At 63.8% G+C, this 20,967-nt stretch carries 16 protein-coding genes and 1 pseudogene; 10 read left to right on the top strand and 7 right to left on the bottom strand.

The genetic code is table 11. The features are described from left to right. Positions 1-318: 318 nt before the first annotated feature. The gene (locus AC1DIN_RS19145) at positions 319-1,851 is read right to left on the bottom strand and encodes a hypothetical protein (protein WP_476810941.1); all 1,533 of its coding nucleotides are present in this window, start codon (positions 1,849-1,851) and stop codon (positions 319-321) included. A 1,845-nt stretch (positions 1,852-3,696) separates the two neighbouring features. On the opposite strand from AC1DIN_RS19145, the gene AC1DIN_RS19140 reads away from it, so the two are divergent. Together AC1DIN_RS19140 and AC1DIN_RS19135 are read left to right on the top strand one after the other, a co-directional pair. Further along, entirely contained in the window at positions 3,697-4,491 is a 795-nt protein-coding gene (locus AC1DIN_RS19140; protein WP_476810940.1) for a metallophosphoesterase, read from the top strand. A gap of 179 nt (positions 4,492-4,670) precedes the next feature. Beyond that, a pseudogene (locus AC1DIN_RS19135) lies at positions 4,671-4,844 on the top strand (transposase domain-containing protein); the annotation flags it as partial. Positions 4,845-5,149: 305 nt separating this feature from the next. Here AC1DIN_RS19135 and AC1DIN_RS19130 read toward each other — a convergent pair. From AC1DIN_RS19130 to AC1DIN_RS19115, 4 genes are all read right to left on the bottom strand, one after another. Beyond that, a complete protein-coding gene (locus AC1DIN_RS19130; protein WP_476810939.1) occupies positions 5,150-6,493 on the bottom strand; it encodes an HlyD family type I secretion periplasmic adaptor subunit in 1,344 nt (447 codons plus the stop codon). 7 nt (positions 6,494-6,500) lie between these two features. Continuing rightward, positions 6,501-8,252, bottom strand: a complete 1,752-nt coding sequence (locus AC1DIN_RS19125) for a type I secretion system permease/ATPase (protein WP_441522338.1) — start codon at positions 8,250-8,252, stop codon at positions 6,501-6,503. Between the two features lie 151 nt (positions 8,253-8,403). Next, complete coding sequence (locus AC1DIN_RS19120) at positions 8,404-9,969, bottom strand: hypothetical protein (RefSeq protein ID WP_476810938.1); 1,566 nt, start codon at positions 9,967-9,969, stop codon at positions 8,404-8,406. A gap of 372 nt (positions 9,970-10,341) precedes the next feature. After that, positions 10,342-10,932: a TetR/AcrR family transcriptional regulator gene (locus AC1DIN_RS19115; RefSeq protein WP_476810937.1), complete on the bottom strand. Its 591-nt coding sequence runs from the start codon at positions 10,930-10,932 to the stop codon at positions 10,342-10,344. A 106-nt stretch (positions 10,933-11,038) separates the two neighbouring features. On the opposite strand from AC1DIN_RS19115, the gene AC1DIN_RS19110 reads away from it, so the two are divergent. Further along, positions 11,039-11,776, top strand: coding sequence for an SDR family NAD(P)-dependent oxidoreductase (locus AC1DIN_RS19110; RefSeq protein WP_476810936.1), 738 nt, complete (start codon positions 11,039-11,041; stop codon positions 11,774-11,776). A 687-nt stretch (positions 11,777-12,463) separates the two neighbouring features. Here the strand turns inward: AC1DIN_RS19110 and AC1DIN_RS19105 are convergent. Then, on the bottom strand, positions 12,464-13,156 hold the full coding sequence (locus tag AC1DIN_RS19105) for a GntR family transcriptional regulator (protein WP_476810935.1): 693 nt from the start codon (positions 13,154-13,156) through the stop codon (positions 12,464-12,466). 255 nt (positions 13,157-13,411) lie between these two features. Between AC1DIN_RS19105 and AC1DIN_RS19100 the strand changes: the two genes are divergently transcribed. The 6 genes from AC1DIN_RS19100 (at position 13,412) to AC1DIN_RS19075 (ending at position 19,211) form a co-directional block, all read left to right on the top strand. After that, complete coding sequence (locus AC1DIN_RS19100; protein ID WP_476810934.1) at positions 13,412-13,579, top strand: hypothetical protein; 168 nt, start codon at positions 13,412-13,414, stop codon at positions 13,577-13,579. 56 nt (positions 13,580-13,635) lie between these two features. Beyond that, complete coding sequence (locus AC1DIN_RS19095) at positions 13,636-14,751, top strand: mandelate racemase/muconate lactonizing enzyme family protein (RefSeq protein ID WP_476810933.1); 1,116 nt, start codon at positions 13,636-13,638, stop codon at positions 14,749-14,751. 75 nt (positions 14,752-14,826) lie between these two features. Beyond that, positions 14,827-15,957 carry a mandelate racemase/muconate lactonizing enzyme family protein gene (locus AC1DIN_RS19090; protein WP_476810932.1) on the top strand — a complete coding sequence of 377 codons (1,131 nt, stop codon included), beginning with the start codon at positions 14,827-14,829 and terminating at the stop codon, positions 15,955-15,957. 1 nt (position 15,958) lies between these two features. Then, positions 15,959-16,690 (top strand): SDR family oxidoreductase, encoded by a 732-nt coding sequence (locus AC1DIN_RS19085; RefSeq protein WP_476810931.1) that lies wholly within the window; start codon positions 15,959-15,961, stop codon positions 16,688-16,690. A 53-nt stretch (positions 16,691-16,743) separates the two neighbouring features. Continuing rightward, positions 16,744-17,835: an Ldh family oxidoreductase gene (locus AC1DIN_RS19080; protein ID WP_476810930.1), complete on the top strand. Its 1,092-nt coding sequence runs from the start codon at positions 16,744-16,746 to the stop codon at positions 17,833-17,835. A gap of 53 nt (positions 17,836-17,888) precedes the next feature. After that, positions 17,889-19,211, top strand: a complete 1,323-nt coding sequence (locus AC1DIN_RS19075) for an MFS transporter (protein WP_476810929.1) — start codon at positions 17,889-17,891, stop codon at positions 19,209-19,211. A 108-nt stretch (positions 19,212-19,319) separates the two neighbouring features. Here AC1DIN_RS19075 and AC1DIN_RS19070 read toward each other — a convergent pair whose 3' ends face one another. Then, positions 19,320-20,216 (bottom strand): LysR substrate-binding domain-containing protein, encoded by an 897-nt coding sequence (locus AC1DIN_RS19070; protein WP_441473893.1) that lies wholly within the window; start codon positions 20,214-20,216, stop codon positions 19,320-19,322. 91 nt (positions 20,217-20,307) lie between these two features. On the opposite strand from AC1DIN_RS19070, the gene AC1DIN_RS19065 reads away from it, so the two are divergent. Beyond that, on the top strand, positions 20,308-20,967 hold a 660-nt coding region (locus tag AC1DIN_RS19065; RefSeq protein WP_476810928.1), incomplete at its 3' end, for an MFS transporter.

The raw sequence follows: 20,967 nt of genomic DNA, 5'->3' as shown, positions 1-20,967 counted from the left end.
CTCGCAAACGATCTTGGGAGCCGGAGCGGAATGGTGCCTGCACTTCCAAATCCTTTCCGTAGCTCCTGCTAGGCGAAAACGGCCCTGCCTCTGCACAAACGACGGCGGCAGCCGGATAAGCGCCCGGTCCCCACGCCACGCAAGACGGGAAGCTATGGCATTCCGGAAATCTCCCGCGCTGGCCGACGCAGGCTCGGCTACAAATAACCCAGCGAGCCTCGTGGAGCGCGGCCTCGGCGGCTAATGCGACCGCGCAAAAAGGGAAGGGCGGCTCGCCTCACGGCGGCCGCCCTTTTTCATGCCCAATCGCTCAAACCCTCAGAGATCGATATCGGCATAATCGATACCGCGCTCACGCAGGTTCGCGATCAGCAGCTCATGGTCAGTCGACGCGAACTCCGCGAGCTCCGCCGTTGTGGGTACTTGGTAATCGAATTTGGGCAGATCATCGAACATGTGACCGTTGAAAACCGCCTCATGCAGCCGTTTCGGGTAAGTCCAGGCAGGAAAACCCTGCTTCACTTTGCAAAGCGGGACGTTCGCAGGATCGTGACCCGACCACTTGGCAATGTCGAGGCGCGAGAAGCCCTCGAACCAAGTCAGCGCATCAACAATCTCCCGATAAACACCATGGGTGCTGGTCGGCAGGAAGTCGAGAATAGAGAAATCGAGCCTCGCCACGCGAACCATCGCCGTGTCTCGGTCAATCTCGCCACGCGTCAACAATTGGTTGGTTCGCTCGACATATCCGACGCGTTGCGCGAGCGTCGGCCAGACACGAACGCGCGCGCGCTCCCTCTCAATCTTAGGTTCGAATGTTCGTTTGTACCGCCGATAGAAACCCTGGCACGAACCGCACTCCTTTACATACCGATCGAAGTCAGCCTTAGGGCTGTCCTCGTCATTGAAGATGGTCTGCTGCATCCAAGCCTGCATTTCACCCTCGGACATCTCTGACGACGGTGAATGCCGTGAGAGACCAAATCCCTTGAACAGCGCCCGGACCTCCGGCACCGCCTTGGCTTCATCCATCGCATCGCTGAAATCATAAGGCAGCATCGGGGCACCGTCCTGCCCCCGTTTCCACAGCACGAACTCCTGGTTCTGCACCTTGTGACTCTGGAGGACATTGCTGAGCAGCAGAACGCCATCCTCAGAGAGATCGTCGCCGGCTAATTCCTCAGCGGCGCGCTCAAAGCTCGCCCGATGACGGGCCGCAATTGCGCCGATATCGAGCCCCGCCGGCGCCGAAGCAGCCGCCGGCTCAGCAACGAGCGCGCCGCCGGAAACGACGACGTCGACTTCGATCGGCGCGACAACATCCTGCTGCGCAGCGATGGTCCCGCCCAGAAGAGCGCGACCGATCCCGGCGGCAGCCTTCGGCGCGACAGCGCGCGCCGGCGAAGCCGTCACAGGCGACACGGTCCCGCCGGCGCTCCGTGCCTCAACACCACGCGGCCCGCGCTTGGGATACTGTTTGCCCATCGCACGCAGACGACCCGCGTCTGTCTTCGCGCGAGAGGGCCGGGCGGGACGAACATCCTCAGGACCGTATTTGCGCGGGCGACCGCGACCGCGCTTCACGGGATCTCCTGATCCCAGCAGACCGTGCTGCGCCGCGACGCCATTCGCTACCTCGCGGCTATAGCGGCCGCCAACCAGCGACATCCTGATCAATCCAACACGCTGGTTCGATGCCGCGGTGATGCGATCGACTTCCGCCATCCCAGCTTCAAAATCCGCCTGAAGACGCGCACGCGCAGCCTGACCGAGAACCTCGGCCATGCGCTGATGCCGCGCTTCCTGCAGCTGGGGCCGCTCGGTGCCCCACCAATATTCGTAAACTGCCATTGTCGATCCTGAGGGTCGCCCGGGCCAAGCCAGGCAGCCGAATTTGATGCCCATTTTAGCTGAGCCGACTGACGGCTCGCAAGGCATAGCCGTATTTTTTCCGCCTCGAAAATTCGATTTATTCCGCTTCGCTTCTCCAGTCGGCAAACCGCCCATCGCGATCCAGGCGTCTAGTGCCTATTCGGATTTATTTCGCCTCGAGTTTTCGAATTTCCACGCCTCGTCCTGCGAGCATCATTCGATGCTAATTCGGAATTATCCCGCCTGGAAAGTTGCTGAATAATTTCGCCTCGACAAGTTGGCGTGCTGCGAATTTCCGTGTCTTGAAAGTTGCACTCCAATTTCGCCGGCATCAGCGTGACCCCGCCATGTCCGCGGCAGTTGCCTCCTATTTTTGATGCCTCGATTCTTGCACCATGAATCACAAGGAATTCAGTGCGCTACAATCGCTCGGGGTAGCGATATTCAGCTCCCCAGGCTGGCGTGGCCCGGCTCGTCGGCCGACATTCAGCCGCCAGAACGAGGCGTAGATAATCGGAATCGGATCCCGCCCTGTTCCATGATTTTACTTATGCGAATCGTCTGACGTGTCCTCAAAGGCGTCCGTCGGCGGTACGCGTCACGTTTGCGGTATTGAGCCTCGTTACCAAATCCAGCGTGCTCTGCAGAAAAACTGAGGTATTGAGCCTATTTTTCGCCCCATCAAAAAGGGGMCCGAAATCGACTCCTACGCTTCAAATTTGTGGCCTCGTGCAAACCCCGCGGTGGCTGACGACACTCCGCTTGCAAGGTGACGATTCCGCCGGCGGCATCTGCTGGCTGAAGTACGGGCAGCTGCCGCCGGCGTTCCCCAGTAAGGACGAGTCTCCATAGACGGCCTGAAGGCCCCACAGAGCCTCCCCCCAAGGACCAAGGCCCTGCCCCTCGCCCCTGGCTTCGCCAGCTCGGGGCGCCTGAGGAGCCCCAACAAGGACGGCAGAAACCCCCGCAAATGCGCAGCCTCACAGTGGCTGCATCCCATCAAAGACAGGCCCGGAATGGGCCTCACCCCAAAAATAAAAAATAGGCTCAATACCTCAGTTTTTGTGGGTGCCTTCGCACACCACAGAAAACTGAGTGCCGCCTTCGCGTCATTGAGGTCTCCGACAGCCCCTGGGACCACGTCACTTCCATCTCCCATGGATCTTGATGCGCGCCTTCGCACGCCAGCCCGGGCCTACGCCTGGGCACGATCGGTTTGGATGTCGTTTGACCGCCCTTTGGCGGCCTCTGATTGGTGGTCCAGTGCCTACGCGCACAGGGGGCTAGGAGACGGGACTGGCCTGATGATTTGAGGCGCAAAAATTCGCTGGTCGATCGCCTCATGCGAGGCTTCGGGATTGTCGCCTTGGCCTCCGCCAAGTAGCCTCCCGAGACTCTTTTGCGTGCTTCCGCACGGGCGAATTTTGATGCCTCATCGGGCACCCCTTCTGGGCGCCTAGTCCGGGCCAGTGACGCTGCGAACCATCGTCAAATTTCTTGGCGGGACCGGCGACACGGTCATCGCCTTTGAGCTCATTCTCACAGGTAAAGTCGAGAGCCTCCGCAGTTACGCTGATAGCTTCTCTGCCCTTCAGCTTGAGCCGCACCCTGCCCGCTCGGCCGCTTGTAGACGCGACGCATCGCGGCTGTACAAGCCTGACCAGCTCCGCCGCGCTGCTTGAGCTTGGCTGGAAAACCGGCCCAAGTGACATGTCTAACGAGCACAGAAAGCGACTTGTCTAACGAGTTCTGACAAAACTCATTCGCGACTAGCGACTATCGCGAAGTGCGGCTGTTGCGGGAAAATGATACCGAATCTCGGTCATGAAGCTCCTCGTCCTCTCCGACCTCCACATTGAATTCCTGCCTGATGGATACCGGCTGCCACCCATCGCCGCCGACTTCGATGCGGTGGTGCTCGCCGGCGATATCTATCGTCCTCTGAAGCGATCGCTCGAATGGATTGCAAGGGAGCGCGACGGCGGCGCTTTCAACGGGCGGCCGGTCATCCTCGTCCCGGGCAACCACGAGTTCTACAAATCACATGTGGCCAGGGAGATGCCCGAGGCGGACGAACTGGCGCGGACCCTTGGGGTATCACTGCTAGCTCCTGGCGCGACCACGATCGATGGCGTTCGCTTCATCGGCGCCATGCTCTGGACGAATTACGCATTGAACGGCGATGCCCGCTCCGCGAAGATGACGGCGCAGGCCGATCTCAACGACCATCGGCTGATCCGCTTCGTCGAGGGCACCAGGTCCACGCGGTTCACGCCCTCGCACGCTGAGATGCTTCATCGTCGCGATCTGGCTTTCATCGTCGACCGCTTATTAGAGCGATATGCAGGACCGACGGTGGTTGTCACCCATCATGCCCCTCACCCGGGCTCAGTCGCCGCTCGCTATGCCGGACAGGCGCTGACGGCCGCTTTTGCCTCAGACCTGAGCGAGGTCATCCTGAAGCATCAGCCCGAGCTTTGGATTCACGGTCACGACCACGGTTCCCACGACTACCTGGTTGGCCGGACGCGGATCCTCGCGAACCAGGCGGGTTACCCGACGAGTTTCGGAACCAGAGAGAATCCGAATTTCAATCCGAGCCTGGTCGTTCAAGTCTGATCGGGGGTGGGTGCTGAGCGAGGGGAGTTTCCATCGCCCTGCCCTTTCGAAAGCTCTTCGCGCAGGGCTCGCTCAATGATGAGCTCGATGTCGACAACGCGCACGCCGTGATCATAGGCGAGCTGCCAGACCAGTTTGGAGATCGCCGGGTTTTTTGGGCTGTACTCTGGCCAGTCGGCGAGCACTGGGCCGTCGTCGCCTCGCTGGTGGAAACCTGCGAGCTCAACGCCGTCGGTCCGCAAGCCGATCTCGGCAACGTCATCGCCCGCATCGTCGCTGGCCATCCGCAAAGCCAGATCGATGACCTCATGCCCTGGGCCTACGCACCTCGGCCGCTCAAAGCCGGGGCCTGAAAACAGCGGCTACTCCGCTGAGAGGTGCGGCTTGATTGTTGGTGGCCGGTTGGCCTCGACGCCAGCGCGGGCGGCGTAGCCGGACTGGCTTGGGGCCAGACCAACCGTCCATTCAGATTTGGCCTCTCAACGGGGCGGATCAGCTTCGGAGTGCCGGGCCGATGGCCGTCGTCGCCTGTAAACGAACAGCCGCCACAGAATTCGATGATCTGCCAGCCGGTCGGTCGCTGCCGTTACCTCCGCGGCTCGCTTCCAAATTGACGTGTCCGAGAACGAAATGTGTCCCCCCAGAAGCATGCTCAGCGTCAATCGTATCGGAACGATCGCGCGATCTGGTCCTCGATCGGCTTGACGAGATAGACGAAGGCGGTGCGCAGGCCGGTCTGGATGAAGGCTTCGACTGGCATGCCCGGAAGCAGCACCTTGCCATCGAGCCGCTTCACTTCGGTCAATCTCAGGCCGATACGGGCGGTGTAGAAGGAGACACCTGTCTTCTCGTCGGTGGAGGCGTCGGCCGAGATCTGGATCAGGCGCCCCTCCAGGTCGGGGGTCGCGCGACTGTCGAAAGCAGGAAACCGCAGTACTACAGCCTGGCCGATGCGCAACCGGTCGATCATGGCCGGCTCGATGCGTGCCTCGATCACGAGACCGTCCGTCTCGGGCACGATCAGCATGATCTGCTCGGCCGGCGAAATAACGCCGCCGATCGTGTGCACCGTGCTCTGGTGAACGATGCCGTCCTGCGGCGCGTGCATCTCGGTCCGGTCTAGCTGGTCGACCGCTGCTATGCGCCGCTCGGAGAGATCGGCGATCTTGCCGTCGACATCGCGCAACTCGGTCGTGACCTCGCGGCGTAGGTCCTCGTCGATCTGCAGGATCTGCAGCTCGATCTCGGCGATGCGTCCCTTCACCCGGGCCGTGTCGGCAATGAGGCTGCCCTGCTCGCCGGCGAGTCGTGAGGCCTCGCGCTGCAGCGCCGTCAGCCGTGACAGCGCGACGAGGTTCTGGTCGTAGAGCTTCTGTACGCCGTCGAGTTCCTGCTTGATCAGGCCGGCCTGCCCCTGCTTGGCCTCGATCTGGGCCGCGATCCCCCTGATCTCCTCGCGCGACTGGGCGATGCGCTCGCGGAACTGCGAGCGCTGCAGCTCGGCCGCGCTGCGTCGCGTGCGGAACAGGGCCTGCTCGCTGTCCAGCGCCTGGATCACCGTCGGCGCTCTGGCCCGCTCCGCCAGCTCCGTTGGGACGACGACCTCGGCCTTGCCGTCGCGCTCGGCCTCGAGGCGGGCCTTGCGGGCCTGGAACCGGCGCAGTTCGATCTCGATCAGTGCCAGGCTTGCCCTGGCATGGGTCTCGTCGAGCCTGACCAGGACGTCGCCGGCCTTGACGTGGTCGCCGTCCTTGACCCGGATCTCCGCTACGATGCCGCCGGCTGCATGCTGGATGCGGCGGACATTGCTCTCGACAACTATCTTTCCGGAGGCGATGACCGCGCCCGCCAGCGGTGCGGTCGCGGCCCAGAGCCCGACTGTGCCGAAGAGCACGGCGATGACGGCGACGCCAGCGATCGCCGCCTGGCGGATATCGCGACGGGGATCTAGGCGGCGCGCGATCTTCCGGTTCGCAGGACCTGACAGGTGCCTACCTGCCATGTTCTCGTTAGCCGTGCGCATCGGTTGTCACTATCCTCTTCGAAGTCGGGAAGCCGGCGCCGGCCGCTGCGGGGGCAGCCGCCAGACTCTTGCGCAGGATCTCCTCCTTCGGCCCGAACGCCTGCACTTGGCCCTCAGCCAGGATCAGGACGAGGTCGGTGCCAGCGAGCGCCGAGGGGCGGTGGGCAATGACGATCACGATGCCGCCGCGCTCGCGCACGCTGCTGACGGCGGCGGTGAGCGCCGCATCGCCCGCAGCATCGAGGCTAGCGTTCGGCTCGTCGAGCACAACCAGGAACGGGTCGCGGTAGAGCGCCCGGGCGAGTGCGATATGCTGGCGCTGGCCGCCGGAAAGGAGGCTGCCGGCTTCGCCGATCGGCGTCTCGAAGCCCTTGGGCAGGCCGAGGATCATGGCGTAGGCGCCGGCCGCCTTGGCTGCGGCGAGAACGGCCTCCTCGCTGATATCCGGATCGAAGCGGGCGATGTTTTCCGCCACCGTGCCGGCGAAGAGCTGCACGTCCTGCGGCATGTAGCCGATGATCCCGCCGCGCTGCTCGGGAGCCCATTGGTCGAGCGTCGCGCCGTCCAGGCGCAGGCTGCCGCGCATCAGCGGCCAGACCCCGACCACCGCCCGCGCCAGCGTCGACTTGCCGGAGGCGGAGGGGCCGATGATCGCAAGCCCTTGCCCCGCATTCAGCGCAAAGCCTGCATCCTTCACGATTGGGCCCTGGGCGCCCGGCGCCGCGACGAAGACATGTTCCAGCACCAGCCGCTGCGTCGGCCGGTCCGGCGCGATGGAGGGATGGCCGCGCGGCTCCGCCAGCGCGGCCTTCAACCGCTGCCAGGCCTGGCGGGCACCGATGAAAGGCCGCCAGCTGCCAATGGCGAGTTCGATCGGTGCCAGCGCCCGGCCGCTCAGGATCGAGGCGGCGATCATCACGCCCGAGGAGGCCTCGTTCTTCATCACCAGCCAGGCGCCGAGGCCGAGCATGGCCGACTGCAGCATGAAGCGGATGGTCTTCGACATCGTGCCGAGCGTGCTGACGAGATCGGACGAGCCAAGATTGGTCACGACGTAACGGTCGTTGATGCGGTCGAACAGAGTGGCGACGCGCCGCTCCATGCCGAGCGCGCCGATCACTTCGGCATTGCGCCTGGCGGCCTCGAGCAGGGCCGAGCGCTCGGCACCCACGCGAGACGACTCGCGCGCCGGGCCACGCGTCAGCACTTCGGTCAGCAAGGCGATGAAGATGAGGATCGCCGCGCCGGCGACCAGGGTCCAGCCGAGAGAAGGGTGCAGCAGGAAGCACAGACCGCCATAGAGCGGGATCCAGGGCAGGTCGAACAGCGTCGTCGGCCCGAGCCCCGAGAAAAAGCCGCGCACGCTGTCGAGATCGCGTGAGAGCTGAATGCCGCCCGGCCCGCCGCGTAAGTTCGTACCGAGGATTGCGCCGACCACCGGCGCGCTGAGTTGGCGGTCGAGCACGATCCCGATCCGGATCATGATGCGCTGGCGCAGCCAATCGAACAGGCCGAGCAGAATGTAGAGGGCTGCGACAATGATCGAGAGCGCGACCAGCGTCGGCACGCTGCGCGAGGGCAGCACCCGGTCATAGACCTGCAACATGTAGATCGACCCGGTCAGCATCAGCACATTGACCAGGGCAGAGAACAGCGCGACCGCCAGGAAGGCGGAGCGGCAGGAGGCCAACGCCTCGCTGGCAGCATTGGAAGAGGGCTTGGGAAGCAAGGCAGCCATCCCTAAGCAGATGTGAACGGGTCAGGCAGGGCCCACCCTACGGCCCCGGCGGATCTCACCGGAGATCCGCCTTCGGCCAACAGCAGGCAAGATTTCCCGGAACTTCCGACAGCTGCGCTTGAACGAGCCGCCGGAAAATCCCGCTTTGCTTTCAGGCGAACAAAAAATCACTATGTGTCAGCATGTGCGTGAAATTGTGCAGCGTAACCTGATCCGCCCCGGCGGTAATGACGGTGTCGGAGCCGCTTTGCGCGATGGTCAGATCAACGAAGGAGTGTACGCCCGCCACACCGTTGAACCCGATCTTGTCATGCTGGGCCTGACTGAAATCTTCGATGGTGTTATTGGTCCCGACCGTCATCGAACCAGAATCCTTGAACAGGAACAGATCGGCGCCGCCACGCGCGTGGTCGCTCAGTTGTCCGTCGCCCCACATGTCGTTGCTGACCGCGGATCCGGATGCTGCGGTCCCGGCGATCAAGGTATCATTGCCGCCCCTGGCGAAGCCTGACAGGGTTGCGGCGTCACCGAAGAGGCTGTTCGTCACCGCGCCTCCGCCGCTGTTGCTGCCGCCGGTCAGCGTATCGTTGCCGCCTCTCGCCGCCTCGCGCATGGATTGCGCGTCGCCATAGAACTGGTTGACGACATCCCCGGAACCGACGCCGCCCGACAGGCGGTCATTGCCGCCGGCAGCATCGCCGAACATCGTCTGCGCGTCGCCATAGGCCGCATTCGCGAACTGTGCGGATAGGCCCTCATTGCCGGCAAAGAACGCCACGTCATCGCCGCCCTGAGCCCGGCCGAACATGTTGTGGCCGGCATCACCGAAGAAAGTGTTGCTGGAGCCGGGACCGCTGGTGAAGGTGTCGTTGCCGCCCTTGGCAAAGTCGACCATGTCGAACGCGTCACCGTAGAAAAAGTTGGTGGAAAAGGCGCCATTATTTGTGAAACTGTCGTCGCCGCCCCGAGCATGGCCGGACATGCTGCGCCCGGCGTCGCCGGCGAAAACGTTGTTGCTGAAGGCACCGCCACCCGTGAAATCGTCGTTGCCGCCTTGGGCGAAATCCGACATGTCGCGGAGCGCATCACCGTAGAAACTGTTGTCGGCATCGCGGCCGCCGCCGGTGAAGCTGTCATTGCCGCCTCGAGCATGGTCGAACATGCTGCCGACCGTGTCGCCATAGAAGGCGTTGTTGGCCTGGTTGCTGGCGCCGATGAAGTTGTCGCTGCCGCCCTGAGCATGGCCGGACATATCGCCGCCCGCATCTCCGATGATGATGTTGTTGGACAGGGCAGCGCCCACGAAACGATCATCGCCGCCCTGAGCCTGGCCGGACATCCGGCCGCCCGCATCCCCGAAAAAAGTGTTGGTGGAGAGGCCCCCACCCGTGAAAACGTCATTGCCGCCCTTGCCGTGGTCGAGCATGTCGCCACCCACGTCACCGTAAGCCGTGTTGGTGGAGCTGAGCGCACCCCTGAAAGAGTCGTTGCCGCCCTGAGCATGGTCGAGCATCCTGCCGACCGCGTCACCGTAGAAGGTGTAGTTGGCAGGGGCGCCCCCGCTGAACGTGTCGTTGCCGCCCTTGGAATGATCGAGCAGGTTGCCGCCTGCGTCGCCAATCAAAACAGTGCTGGTCGGATCGCCGGCAAGAGTGTCATCAGCGCCCAATTGATGATCGGTCAGATCACCCGGGGTAAATGGCACGCGGTGAGACATGGTCATGCTCCCACTGAGTTACCCCAGCGCCCGTCGCGATATTAGGCTGATATGCCCAAGCCCACAACGACCACAAACGGGGTAGTTCGCTTGGATCGACGACACTCCGGGCGCTCCGCGCATGCTCGCTGCCAAGCGGTCTACGTCGTGGCGCCGACCTTTCCTAGCCAGTGCCAGGCCCCGCTCCATTTGCCGAAGGACGCCGCCCAGCAAAGCTAGCTTTCACGGGGCGCTCCTCCACGAAGGTGCGGAGTTCAGGTACGCCATAGAGCCAGACATGTCCGCTTCTGGATGGTGCGCCAACGTCAGCAAATGGCGCGAGGACTGTCTTGGACCCGGTCAACGCCGCTACCGCACGGGTGGAGAGCAGCACTAGCGGCTTGGACTTACTGTGATCAGGCCGCGCAGCGCCAGGCCGGCGGCATGGCGGAGTTCAGCATCGCTGGCGCCGCCACGCGCCGCCACCTTGAGGCCCGAACGCAGGACCAGCAGCATCCGGCCGACGGCGTCAGCGTCGAGCCCCGCGTCCAGTTCGCCGACCTCGACACCATCGCGAAATCGAGCAGCGAAGGCCGCGACAACGGTCTCGCCGGCGGCGTCGTTGAGAGCATTGATCTCCGGGTCCGAGCGGCTGAACTCGACGACCGACCCGACCCCCAGGCAGCCGCTTTCGACATCGTCGCTGGAACCCAACCCGACTAGCAGGGCCGCCTCGATGCCTTCGGCCGCCGTCCCTTCCGCAAGGGCCTCGCGCATCTGCGCAAGTGAGCTCGCCGCGTAGCGGCGGAGGGCCTCCAGGAACAGGCCCCGCTTATCTCCGAACGCGCCGTAGAGGCTTTGCCGGGCGATGCCCATGCCTTCGAGCAAGTCGCTGGTCGAGGCCGCCTCAAACCCCTGCCGCGCGAACACCTTGATCGCGCTAGCGATCGCCTCGTCTCGATCGAACTCTGAAGGTCTAGCCATGGCTACACTGTACCAATTTTGATCATTCAATCCAGAAAATACTTGACTGCTTGGTCCCGAATGGAGAATGGATTTAGGACCAATCAGTCAAGAATGGAATTGGCACATGACCACCACCTCTTCTCCGACCGCGCCCGCCCTGGTTTTCGGCGGCGCGCGCGGCATGGGCGCCGCCATCGTTCGTCGTCTCGCCGCCGGGGGGCGCCCCGTCGCCTTCACCTATGTCAGCGCGCCGGATCGAGCCGCCGCGCTGGTCCAGGACATCGAAGCCGCCGGCGGGACCGTGCTTGCCATCCGGGCCGACAGCGCAGATCCCGAGGCCGTGCGCCTCGCAGTCGAAACCGCTGTCGAGCGCTTCGACAAGCTGGGTGTCCTTGTCGTGAACGCTGGCATCCTCATGGGCGGCGCCATCGATCAGTTCACCCTGGACGACTTCGACCGCATGCTGGCAATCAATGTGCGTGGGGTGTTCGCTGCGATCCGCTACGCTGCTTCTCACCTTCTGGACGGTGGCCGCATCGTCACCATCGGCAGCAACACCGCAGACCGGATCGGCTCGCCCGGTTCCAGCGTCTACGCCATGACAAAGGCCGCCGTGGCCCAGTTGGTGCGCGGCGCCGCACTCGACTTCGCGCCCCGCCAGATCACCATCAACAACGTTCAGCCCGGTCCGGTGGAAACCGATATGACCGCTGATCTGATGGCGTACATCGTTCCGAAGCTGCCGCTGGGCCGCATCGGGAAGCCAGATGAGATCGCCGACCTTGTTGCTTGGCTGACGGGTCCTGGAGCTGGCTACATGACCGGCGCTAGCCTGACCATCGACGGCGGATGGACCGCCTAGCTACGCGGTCGGGGCGGGGCGATCGCATCACATAAGGCCACATGCTTGCGCCTCTCCCCGCTCCAAAAGAGCATCGCAACGGGTCGCCACCCTACGCTTCTGACCACGCGCTTCCTGGCAGGGGCGCCAACTTCGACTCCTAGTGTAACAACTGCTTCTTGCACCCTTTTGCTGAACGTGCGCTACCGGGCAGTGGCTCAGTGTCCGATCCTGGCGCGACGCTGCCGGTTGATGACGAAACTGGTAGCGGACGGTCCCCGTGCGTATCGAGCGATCGGTCGTTGCGCAGTGCGCTCCAGCTGATGCGAGCCAGCTTGTTGACGAGGGCGGCAGCGAGCTTATTGCCAAGGAGCTGCTCCCTTCAACCAGTTTCCGAAGCTGAGCTTCGCCTAATTCTGCGGTCTCATGATGATGCCTTCGCGGCCTGGATGAACAGCATGGTACTGTCAGGATTTCCGTGTGCGGGCGGCCATAACGGACCTAGGAAGGTTCTCGATGGCGCGGTCCTTCGGGTTTGTCTCATCTGCGCTCCTGAATGGCTGCGATGATCCTGAGAAACTCCCTTTCGAAAACCCGAAATGGTCTCAAGGGCGCTGACGGCGGGCACGGCAAAGCGCGAGAGTGCCGGCAAAGCCCGGAGACCTCCTCGCATTCTCCCGGATGTACAACAGAGTGCACGCGGCCTGTTCAAGACTCCTTTATTTCGGCCAGTCCTGAGCGCCGGACATTCTCCAAGGCGTTGTCGTGGCTGTGCAGGAGATGTCGGCGTAAAGCTTCTCGCGTCTGGCCGGACGAACCGGCCTTCAGCGCATCGAGAATGTCGCGGTGTTCGTCGGCCGAGCGGCTGTAATTGCCGGCGAGATAGACGAATACGGTATGGGTCTGTCCGAGAATGCGCTGGTGCCATTCGCAGATCATTTGGTTGCCGGCCGCCGTCATCAGCACGCTGTGGAACTTGCGATCGTGGACGAGGGCGGTAGTGATGTCGTCGAGCGTACCGCGCCGCGCATAGAATTCGTGAGCGTCGAGGCAGCGCGACAGATCGGTGATCAATTCGGGCGCAATTGGCCCTTTTTCGAAGATCTGCCCGACAGCGTTTAATTCGATCAGCATGCGCGCTTCGTAGAGTTCCTCGACGTCGGCGCGGGTGAATTGGCGCACGACCGCCCCTTTGCGCATCGGCGAGACCACAAGACCATCGGCCTCCAGCCGCAACAGCGCTTCCTTGATGGGTGTCTGACTGATCGCAAGGTTGAGCGCCAGCTCCTCGGGAAGAAGTCGCCTCCCGCCCGGTAGCGCCCCCGAGAGGATGCGCGATCGCAGTTCCTCATAGGCCTGATCGGACAAGGTGGCGCGCACGACTGAGCTCATGCGGGCCATGATCGCGCAATCCCTTTGGCAGCGCAATTTAAAAAACAGAAAATTTTTTATTTTACATTTCCGTTGTCCTGAGTAACGTCACGCCTCGGGAGGGAGGATGAGAATGACAAGCGAGACGCTTGCGTACCCAGTTGCACTCGCAAGCCTTCGGGCAACGGCCGAGACGTGTGACGCGCTCCAGGCACAGGACGGTGTCGATCGTGGTGTTGGCAGCGGCGAGCGGGACACGGCCTTCGAACGCGCCCCGGCGACGGCATGTCGATAATCTGCGTCGACCACGAAAAGGCGTTCGCTCGGCAAAGCGCCGATGGCGTCATTTTCATGGATACGGGCGCGATCGTTGAGGGCGCGCCGCGCGCCGAATTCTTCGCCGTGTCGCGCCACGAGCAGTCACGCAGCGGCCTCGCACAGCCCATGCGCTGACGCGCGAGATGCTCCGCACCCTCCCCATTTTTCAGGAACAGGAAGGCCGCCATCCCATGAAGATCGTCGCCGTAGAACCATTCATCCTGCACTTGCCGCTGACGGAAAGCTCGATCTCCGATTCGACCCACAACATCACCCATTGGGGCGTGGTCGGAGCCCGCATCCGCACCGACGACGGCCTGGAAGGCTATGGCTTCACGGGCACGCATGCCCATCTCGAATCCGACCGGCTGATCACCTCCTGCATAGCGACCTCCTATGCGCCGCTGCTCATCGGCGAGGACGCCAACGACCGCTCGCGACTCTGGACCAAGCTCGCACGCTATCCGGCGCTGCAATGGGTCGGGCGGGCCGGGATCACGCATCTGGCACTGGCCGCCATCGATGTCGCCTTATGGGACCTTGCGGCAAAGAAAGCCGGCCTGCCGCTGTGGAAATTCCTCGGCGGCCAGAACATCAAGAAACTCGAGGCCTACAACACGGATATCGGCTGGCTGTCCTTCTCGAAGGAAGCCCTGATCTCGGGCGCGAAGAAGGCTGTCGAGGTCGACGGCTTCACGCGTATCAAGATCAAGGTCGGACATGACGACCCCTCTGTCGACATCGAGCGTCTCTCGGCCGTGCGCACGGCGATCGGACCCAGCATCCGCATGGCGGTCGACGGCAACGGCAAATGGGATCTGCCGACCTGCCTGCGTTTTTGCGCGCAAGCTGAGCCGCTCGACATTTTCTGGTTCGAGGAGCCGCTCTGGTACGACGATGTGGCCGGTCATGCGGCGCTTGCCCGCTCGACCTCGATCCCGGTCGCGCTCGGCGAGCAGCTCTACACACTGGACGCATTCAAGGCGTTCCTGACAGCCGGCGCGCTGACCTTTGTCCAGCCCGACGTGACCCGGCTCGCCGGCATCACCGAATACATCCAGGTCGCGGATCTCGCCCACGCGTATCGTCTACCGGTGGTGCCTCATGCCGGCGAGATGAGCCAGGTCCATGTCCATCTCTCCTACTGGCATCCGGCCTCGACGATCCTCGAGTACATCCCGTGGATCAAGGATCACTTTCAGGAGCCGATCAGAGTCGAGGGCGGCATTTACTCGCTGCCGCAGCAGCCGGGAGCAGGCACGACGCCACTGCCCGCCAGCATGGTGCGGTACGGCAAGAGCTTGTGACCGGCCGCCGATAACCGCTCTGCCCTGCAAGAGCGACACGGCAACGCTGAGAAACAACTAAGAAGGGAGCCGGAAGTGGCGAAGATCATATCCGTCGAGGTGTTGCAGGCCGACCTGAAGCCGAAGGTCAAGCGCACCGACGCCGTGCAGAGCTTCGAATTGCAGGAGACGCCGATGGTCCGCATAACCGATGCGGATGGGGTGACCGGCACGGGCTACAGCTACACCATTGGTACAGGAGGCTCGTCAGTCTGCAAGCTGATCGACGACCATCTCGCACCGGCCCTGATCGGCCGCGACGCCGAGGAGATCGAGGGGATCTGGCGCAGCCTGTTCTTCCGCGTGCATGCCACCACGGTCGGCGCCATGACCTCGATCGCGCTGGCCGCCATCGACACGGCGCTCTGGGACCTGCGCGCCCACAAGACCGGCCTGCCGCTGCACCGGCTCGCTGGCGGCGCCAAGAACGCGATCGATCTCTACTATACCGAGGGTGGCTGGCTCCACATGGCCGAGTCCGAGCTGGTCGAGGAGGCGCTCAAGGCGAAGGAACGCGGTTTCGGGGGGACCAAGGTCAAGGTCGGCCGTCCGCATGTGGCCGAAGACGTGAAGCGCCTCTCAGCCGTGCGCGACAAGGTTGGCTGGGATTGGGAGGTGATGACCGACGCCAATCAGGGCCTCTCGCTCGACGAAGCGATCCGCCGTGCACGGCACTACGAAAAGCTCGACGTCGCCTGGTTTGAGGAGCCGATCCATGCCGATGATGTCGGCGCCCATCGCCGGCTCTCGCAGTCGACGACGGTGCCGATCGCGGTCGGCGAGTCGATGTATTCGCTGTCGCAGTTCAAGGACTACCTCGAGGCCGGGGCCTGCTCGATCGTTCAGGTCGATGTTGGCCGGATCGGGGGCGTTACGCCTTGGCTCAAGGTCGCTCATATGGCCGAGGCGTTCAACGTGCCGGTCTGCCCGCACTTCCTGATGGAGATCCATCTCGGGTTGTGCTGCGCCGTGCCGAACAGCCGGTGGCTCGAATACATCCCGCAGCTCGACCTCGTGACCTCCTCGACGATCCGCATCGAGAACGGCAAGGCGATCCCGTCCGACAAGCCCGGCCTCGGTATCGACTGGGATTGGGAGGCGCTCGACAAGACCATCGTTCACCGCAAGAGCCATGGCACGGCGCCGGGCCTGAAGGCGGGGGCCTGAGATGGGCGCGCTCACGGGACAGGTCGTCGTCATCACCGCCGCGGGGCAGGGCATCGGCCGGGCAACCGCTGAGGCCTTCGACCGCGAAGGCGCCATCGTCTGGGCGACGGACATCAATGATGAGGCCTTGGCTGCGATCGAAGCCGGGCCGCAGTTGAAGCGCCGGCGGCTGGACGTTCTGGACGGGCCCGCCGTCGCCGCCTTCTTCGCCGATATCGGCCGGGTCGACGTGCTCTTTAACTGCGCCGGCGTCGTCCAGAACGGGACTGTGCTGGAAGCGAGCGAAGCCGACCTGGACTTCGCCTACGACCTCAACGTCAAGGCGATGGTCCGCACGATCAAGGCCGCGCTGCCCGGCATGCTGGAACGCAAGGCTGGCTCGATCGTCAACATGGCCTCGGTCGCTTCCAGCGTGAAAGGCGTACCGAGCCGCTTCGCCTACGGCGTGACCAAGGCGGCCGTGATCGGGCTGACCAAGTCGATCGCTGCCGACTATGTCGCCGAGGGCATCCGCTGCAACGCGATCTGCCCGGGCACGGTCGAGAGCCCGTCCTTGCAGCAGCGATTGAGCGCCCAGGGCGACTACGAGAAAGCACGCGCCGCCTTCGTCGCCCGCCAGCCGATCGGGCGCATCGGAACGCCGCGGGAGATCGCCGACCTCGTCGTCTATCTCGCCGGCGCCACCTACACGACCGGGCAGGCTCACATCATCGACGGTGGCTGGACGATCTGACCGGCACACGCCTGAAACAGAAGAACAAGCGGGCGGGAACAGGAGGATAACGCATGAGTGAGGCTTCATCGCAGAAGCCGGCCGGCCAGATCGGCGGTCGCTACCGCGCCGAGGACCTGCTCGCCCTCGCGCGCAGTCTGTTGGAGCGTGCGGGCATGCCGGCCGACAAGGCCATCGACGTAGCCGACGTGCTCGTCGAGGGCGACCTGCTCGGCAAGTCGACCCATGGCCTCGCCCTGCTGCCGCTCTATCTGCGCGAGATCGAAACAGGCGGCCTGTTGGTCGAGGGCGAGCCGATAGTTCTCAACGATTTCGGGGCATGCCTGACCTGGGACGGGCGCAAGTTGCCCGGTCCCTGGCTGGCGCGCCGCGCCACCGCCGCAGCGATCGGACGGGCGAAGCGCTTCGGTCTCGGAGCGGTCGCGATCCAGCGCAGCCATCACACCGCCTGCCTCGGCGCTTATCTCCAGCCGGCGATCGATGCTGGCTGCATGATGCTGCTGACGCTGACCGATCCCGGCCACAGCAGCGTCGCGCCCTTCGGCGGGGTGACGCCGGCGCTGACCTCCAATCCGATCGCCTTTGGCGCGCCGGCGCCGGATGCGCCCATCCTGATCGACATGTCCACGGCGCTGATGACCAATGGCGGTGTCGCAGCCTTCCGCCAGCGCGGCGAGGCGCTGCCGCATCTGTTCCTGATGGATGCGCAGGGGCGGCCGACCACCGATCCAAACGTCATCGCTGCCGATCCTCCGGGCTCGATCCTGCCGCTCGGCGGGCTGGAGGCTGGGCACAAGGGCTTTTCGATCGGCCTGATCGTCGAGCTGCTGACCGGCTGCCTCGGCGGGCGCGGGCGGGCCGAGGGCGGCGACGGCTGGAGCGCGGCGGTGCTGATCCTCGTGATCAACCCGTCCGCCTTCGGCGGAGCTGATGACTTTGATCGACAGGTCGAAGCGCTCGTCGGCCTTTGCCGCGCATCGGCGCCGCGATCCGGCTTCGATCATGTGGATTTGCCCGGTTCTCGGGCGCTCGCACGGCGGGATCGGCAGCGAAGCGATGGCGTCCAGCTCTCGGCAGGAATTGTCGCGGGACTTGCCGAGAGCGCGGGGTGGTTCGGGCTCGCAATGCCGGAAACCGTCACCTGAAGCCATTCGAAGCGGCTTAGCCAATCACAACAACAATATCGAGGGAACCCCATATGACGATGTCAATCGCGGCAGGCCGTGCCCCGGCCGAGCAAGCCAATATCCGACGCGCGGTCGCGGCAGCGACGATCGGGACCATCATCGAATGGTTCGACTATGCGCTTTACGGAGCCGCTGCCGGCTTGATCATCAACAAGCTGTTCTTTCCCCAGTTCTCGGAGTCCGCCGGCGTGTTGGCGGCTTTCGCGACCTTCGCCGTCGGCTTCTTCAGCCGGCCGCTTGGTGGCGTGCTGATCTCGCATATGGGGGACCGGTTTGGACGCAAGCCCGCTCTCATCTTCACGATCGCGCTCATGGGCTTGTCGACCGTGGCCATGGGATTGTTGCCGACTTATGCGCAGGCCGGTCTCTGGGCTCCGGTCCTCCTCGTCATCCTGCGCTTGCTCCAGGGCTTCGGCGCCGGTGCGGAATATGCCGGAGCGGTGACCTTGGTCGCGGAATACGTGCCGCCAGAGCGCAAGGCCTACTATACCGCCTATCTCCAGGCCGCGACGGTGGTCGGCATTATGCTCGCGACGCTGATGTTCTTGCTGGTGTCCTATCTGCCGGAGGAGACGCTGTTCGGCTGGGCCTGGCGCGTACCCTTCCTGATCTCGGCACTGCTGTTCTTCGTCGCGCTCTATATCCGGAAGAACCTCGACGAGACCCCGGAATATGTCGCGGCGATGGAAAAGGCCGCCGAGAAGCGCCACGAGGCGCGCGTCCCGCTCGGTGAGCTGATCACCAAAAGCCCGAAGGAGCTGCTCTTCGGCTTCTTGTCGGTCACTGGCCACAATGCCAACGCCTATATCCTGAGCGCCTTCAGCCTCAGCTACATGACCAATACGCTCCATATGAGCCGCACGGATTCGCTGACCGCGGTGATGATTGCGACGCTCACTGGCATCGTCCTGACACCGCCGATGGGCGCGCTTGCCGATCGTGTCGGCCATGCGCGAGTCTATCTCTTTGGCGCGATTTTCGTTTTCCTCTACGCATTTCCAATGTTCGCGCTGCTCGACACGAAGAATGTCGTGCTCGCCTCGATCGCGCTCAGCATTGGATATGGCATCGGCTTCGCCGGGCTCGCCAGCGCCCAGGGCGCCTTCCTGGCGAACCTGTTCCCGACGCGCTACCGCTTCTCCGGCATCGCGATGACGCGCGAGTTGAACAGCTTGCTCATTGCTGGGCCCACGCCCTTCATCGCCTCGGCGCTGGTAGCGCAAGCCGGCGGCAAGCCGATCTTGGTCGTCGCCTATCTGATGTTGTGCTGCGCGATCAGCGCGATTGCGATCATCGCGGTGCGTTCGCGCTCCTTCGAGCGTGGGTCGGAGTAACAGCATATTGGCAAGGGCCGGTTGGCTGCGGAGCGCGTGCAGGGCGGAGGACGATGCTTCGCCTGATGCCGTCGCATCCGAACTCGCCAAGGCGGGTTTCGCGTGGGGTTACGGACCCTTGCGGAACGCTTCGAATACCAGTGCACGGAGCCAGCGATGGCCGGCATCGGCATCCATCCGCGGGTGCCAGATCTGTGACACGACGAGCTCGGGCATCTGGATCGGCAAATCGAAGAGAGCCGTCGTGTATCCCGGAAGTGCCAGGCAAGCCGAGCGCGGGACGAGACCCAGGAGGTCGGACGCCGCCGCAACGGCGATCACAGCTGGAAAGCCGGGGACGATGACGGCCACTCGGCGCGAGAGCCCAAGGGCGGCCAGCGCTTCATCGGCCGGGCTGGATCGATCCCGACGCCGCGCAAACACCACATGGCCCCACGCGCAAAGGCCCTCCGGCGTGACTGCCGCATCCAGGAGGGGATGGCCGGCCCGAGCCACACCGACATAGCTGTCGCGATAGAGGGTTTGTGCGCGAAGTTCATGTCCCTCGCCCGAGATCACCCCRATCTCGAGATCGACCGTCCCGTGCCGCAGAGGGCTTATCTCCTTATCGGGCTTCGGCACGAAGCGAAGCCGCACACTGGGCGCCGTGGCCGACACCGCGGCGCTGAGCTTTGCTGCATAGAGCTGCGTGAATGCCTCATTGGCGCGRATRGTGAATTCGCGCTCCATTCTCCGCGGATCGATCGGCGGCGGCGGCCGCAGCATCGCTTGCGCGCCCGTCAGGAGCATGTGCACCTCCTCGGCAATGGCCTCGGCGCGAGGTGTCGCAACCATCGCGCGGCCGGCCGGTACCAATACCGGATCGCCGAGAGCGTCTCTGAGCCTGGACAAGGTGCGGCTCATCGCGGAGGTGCTGAGCCGTAGCCTGAGCGCAGCGCGTGTCACGCTGCGTTCCTGAAGCAGGACATCGAGCGCGATCAACAGGTTCAGATCTATGTCTGGCATGGCGTTATACGCAAATGTCAGTTGAATTCGTTGCGTATGGTGCAATCTCTGGCCGCGGCTTATCAGGACGGAGCCACCAAGGAAAGCTCCCATGTCGCAGACTGTTGCCGATTCCCATATCGATGGCCTRCCGGCGCCGCGRCGCTACTTCGCAATCGCCGTCCTCCTCCTGACGTTGGTGCTTGTGGTGCTCGACGGCGCCATCGCCAACATCGCACTGCCTTCGATCGCCGCCTCGTTGCATGCCAGCCCGAGCGATGCGGTTTGGGTCGTTTCGAGCTATCAGCTCGCGGTTCTGGTTGCGCTGCTGCCCTGCGGCGCCATCGGCGAGATGGTCGGGGCGCGGCGGGTCTTTCTAGCGGGCGTCGCGCTCTTCACCTTGGCYTCCGCCGCCTGCGCCTGCGCGGGGACACTGCCGATGCTGGTCGCCGCGCGGTTTGTCCAGGGCTTGGGCGCGGGTGCGGTGATGGCTCTCGGCGTGACGAACYTTCGACTGTCGGTGCCGCAGCGGCTGCTCGGTACGATCATCGGCATCAACGCGATGACGATCGCCATCTCCTCGGCCGCAGGGCCCGGTCTTGCAGGCGCCATCCTGGCGGTGGCGCCCTGGCCATGGCTCTTCGCCGTCAACTTACCGCTCGGCATCGTCGTACTGGCATCCGGCCCAGTTTTGGCGTCAACTGAGGGCGTGGCGCGGAAGCTCGACGGCAGGGCCATGATCGCGAGTGCCCTGATGTTCGTCCTGTTCTTC

The sequence above is a fragment of the Allobosea sp. 05T438 genome (assembly GCF_056396025.1).
This window is presented reverse-complemented; position numbering and strand designations above follow the sequence as displayed.

Excerpts from the sequence above, each read along its gene's own strand:
- AC1DIN_RS19130 (WP_476810939.1), bottom strand. The coding sequence starts at position 6,493 with ATGGCAGGTAGGCACCTGTCAGGTCCTGCGAACCGGAAGATCGCGCGC.
- AC1DIN_RS19125 (WP_441522338.1), bottom strand. The coding sequence starts at position 8,252 with ATGGCTGCCTTGCTTCCCAAGCCCTCTTCCAATGCTGCCAGCGAGGCG.
- AC1DIN_RS19115 (WP_476810937.1), bottom strand. The coding sequence starts at position 10,932 with ATGGCTAGACCTTCAGAGTTCGATCGAGACGAGGCGATCGCTAGCGCG.
- AC1DIN_RS19140 (WP_476810940.1), top strand. The coding sequence starts at position 3,697 with ATGAAGCTCCTCGTCCTCTCCGACCTCCACATTGAATTCCTGCCTGAT.
- AC1DIN_RS19145 (WP_476810941.1), bottom strand. The coding sequence starts at position 1,851 with ATGGCAGTTTACGAATATTGGTGGGGCACCGAGCGGCCCCAGCTGCAG.
- AC1DIN_RS19120 (WP_476810938.1), bottom strand. The coding sequence starts at position 9,969 with ATGTCTCACCGCGTGCCATTTACCCCGGGTGATCTGACCGATCATCAA.
- AC1DIN_RS19095 (WP_476810933.1), top strand. The coding sequence starts at position 13,636 with ATGAAGATCGTCGCCGTAGAACCATTCATCCTGCACTTGCCGCTGACG.
- AC1DIN_RS19080 (WP_476810930.1), top strand. The coding sequence starts at position 16,744 with ATGAGTGAGGCTTCATCGCAGAAGCCGGCCGGCCAGATCGGCGGTCGC.
- AC1DIN_RS19085 (WP_476810931.1), top strand. The coding sequence starts at position 15,959 with ATGGGCGCGCTCACGGGACAGGTCGTCGTCATCACCGCCGCGGGGCAG.
- AC1DIN_RS19110 (WP_476810936.1), top strand. The coding sequence starts at position 11,039 with ATGACCACCACCTCTTCTCCGACCGCGCCCGCCCTGGTTTTCGGCGGC.
- AC1DIN_RS19075 (WP_476810929.1), top strand. The coding sequence starts at position 17,889 with ATGACGATGTCAATCGCGGCAGGCCGTGCCCCGGCCGAGCAAGCCAAT.
- AC1DIN_RS19105 (WP_476810935.1), bottom strand. The coding sequence starts at position 13,156 with ATGGCCCGCATGAGCTCAGTCGTGCGCGCCACCTTGTCCGATCAGGCC.
- AC1DIN_RS19100 (WP_476810934.1), top strand. The coding sequence starts at position 13,412 with ATGTCGATAATCTGCGTCGACCACGAAAAGGCGTTCGCTCGGCAAAGC.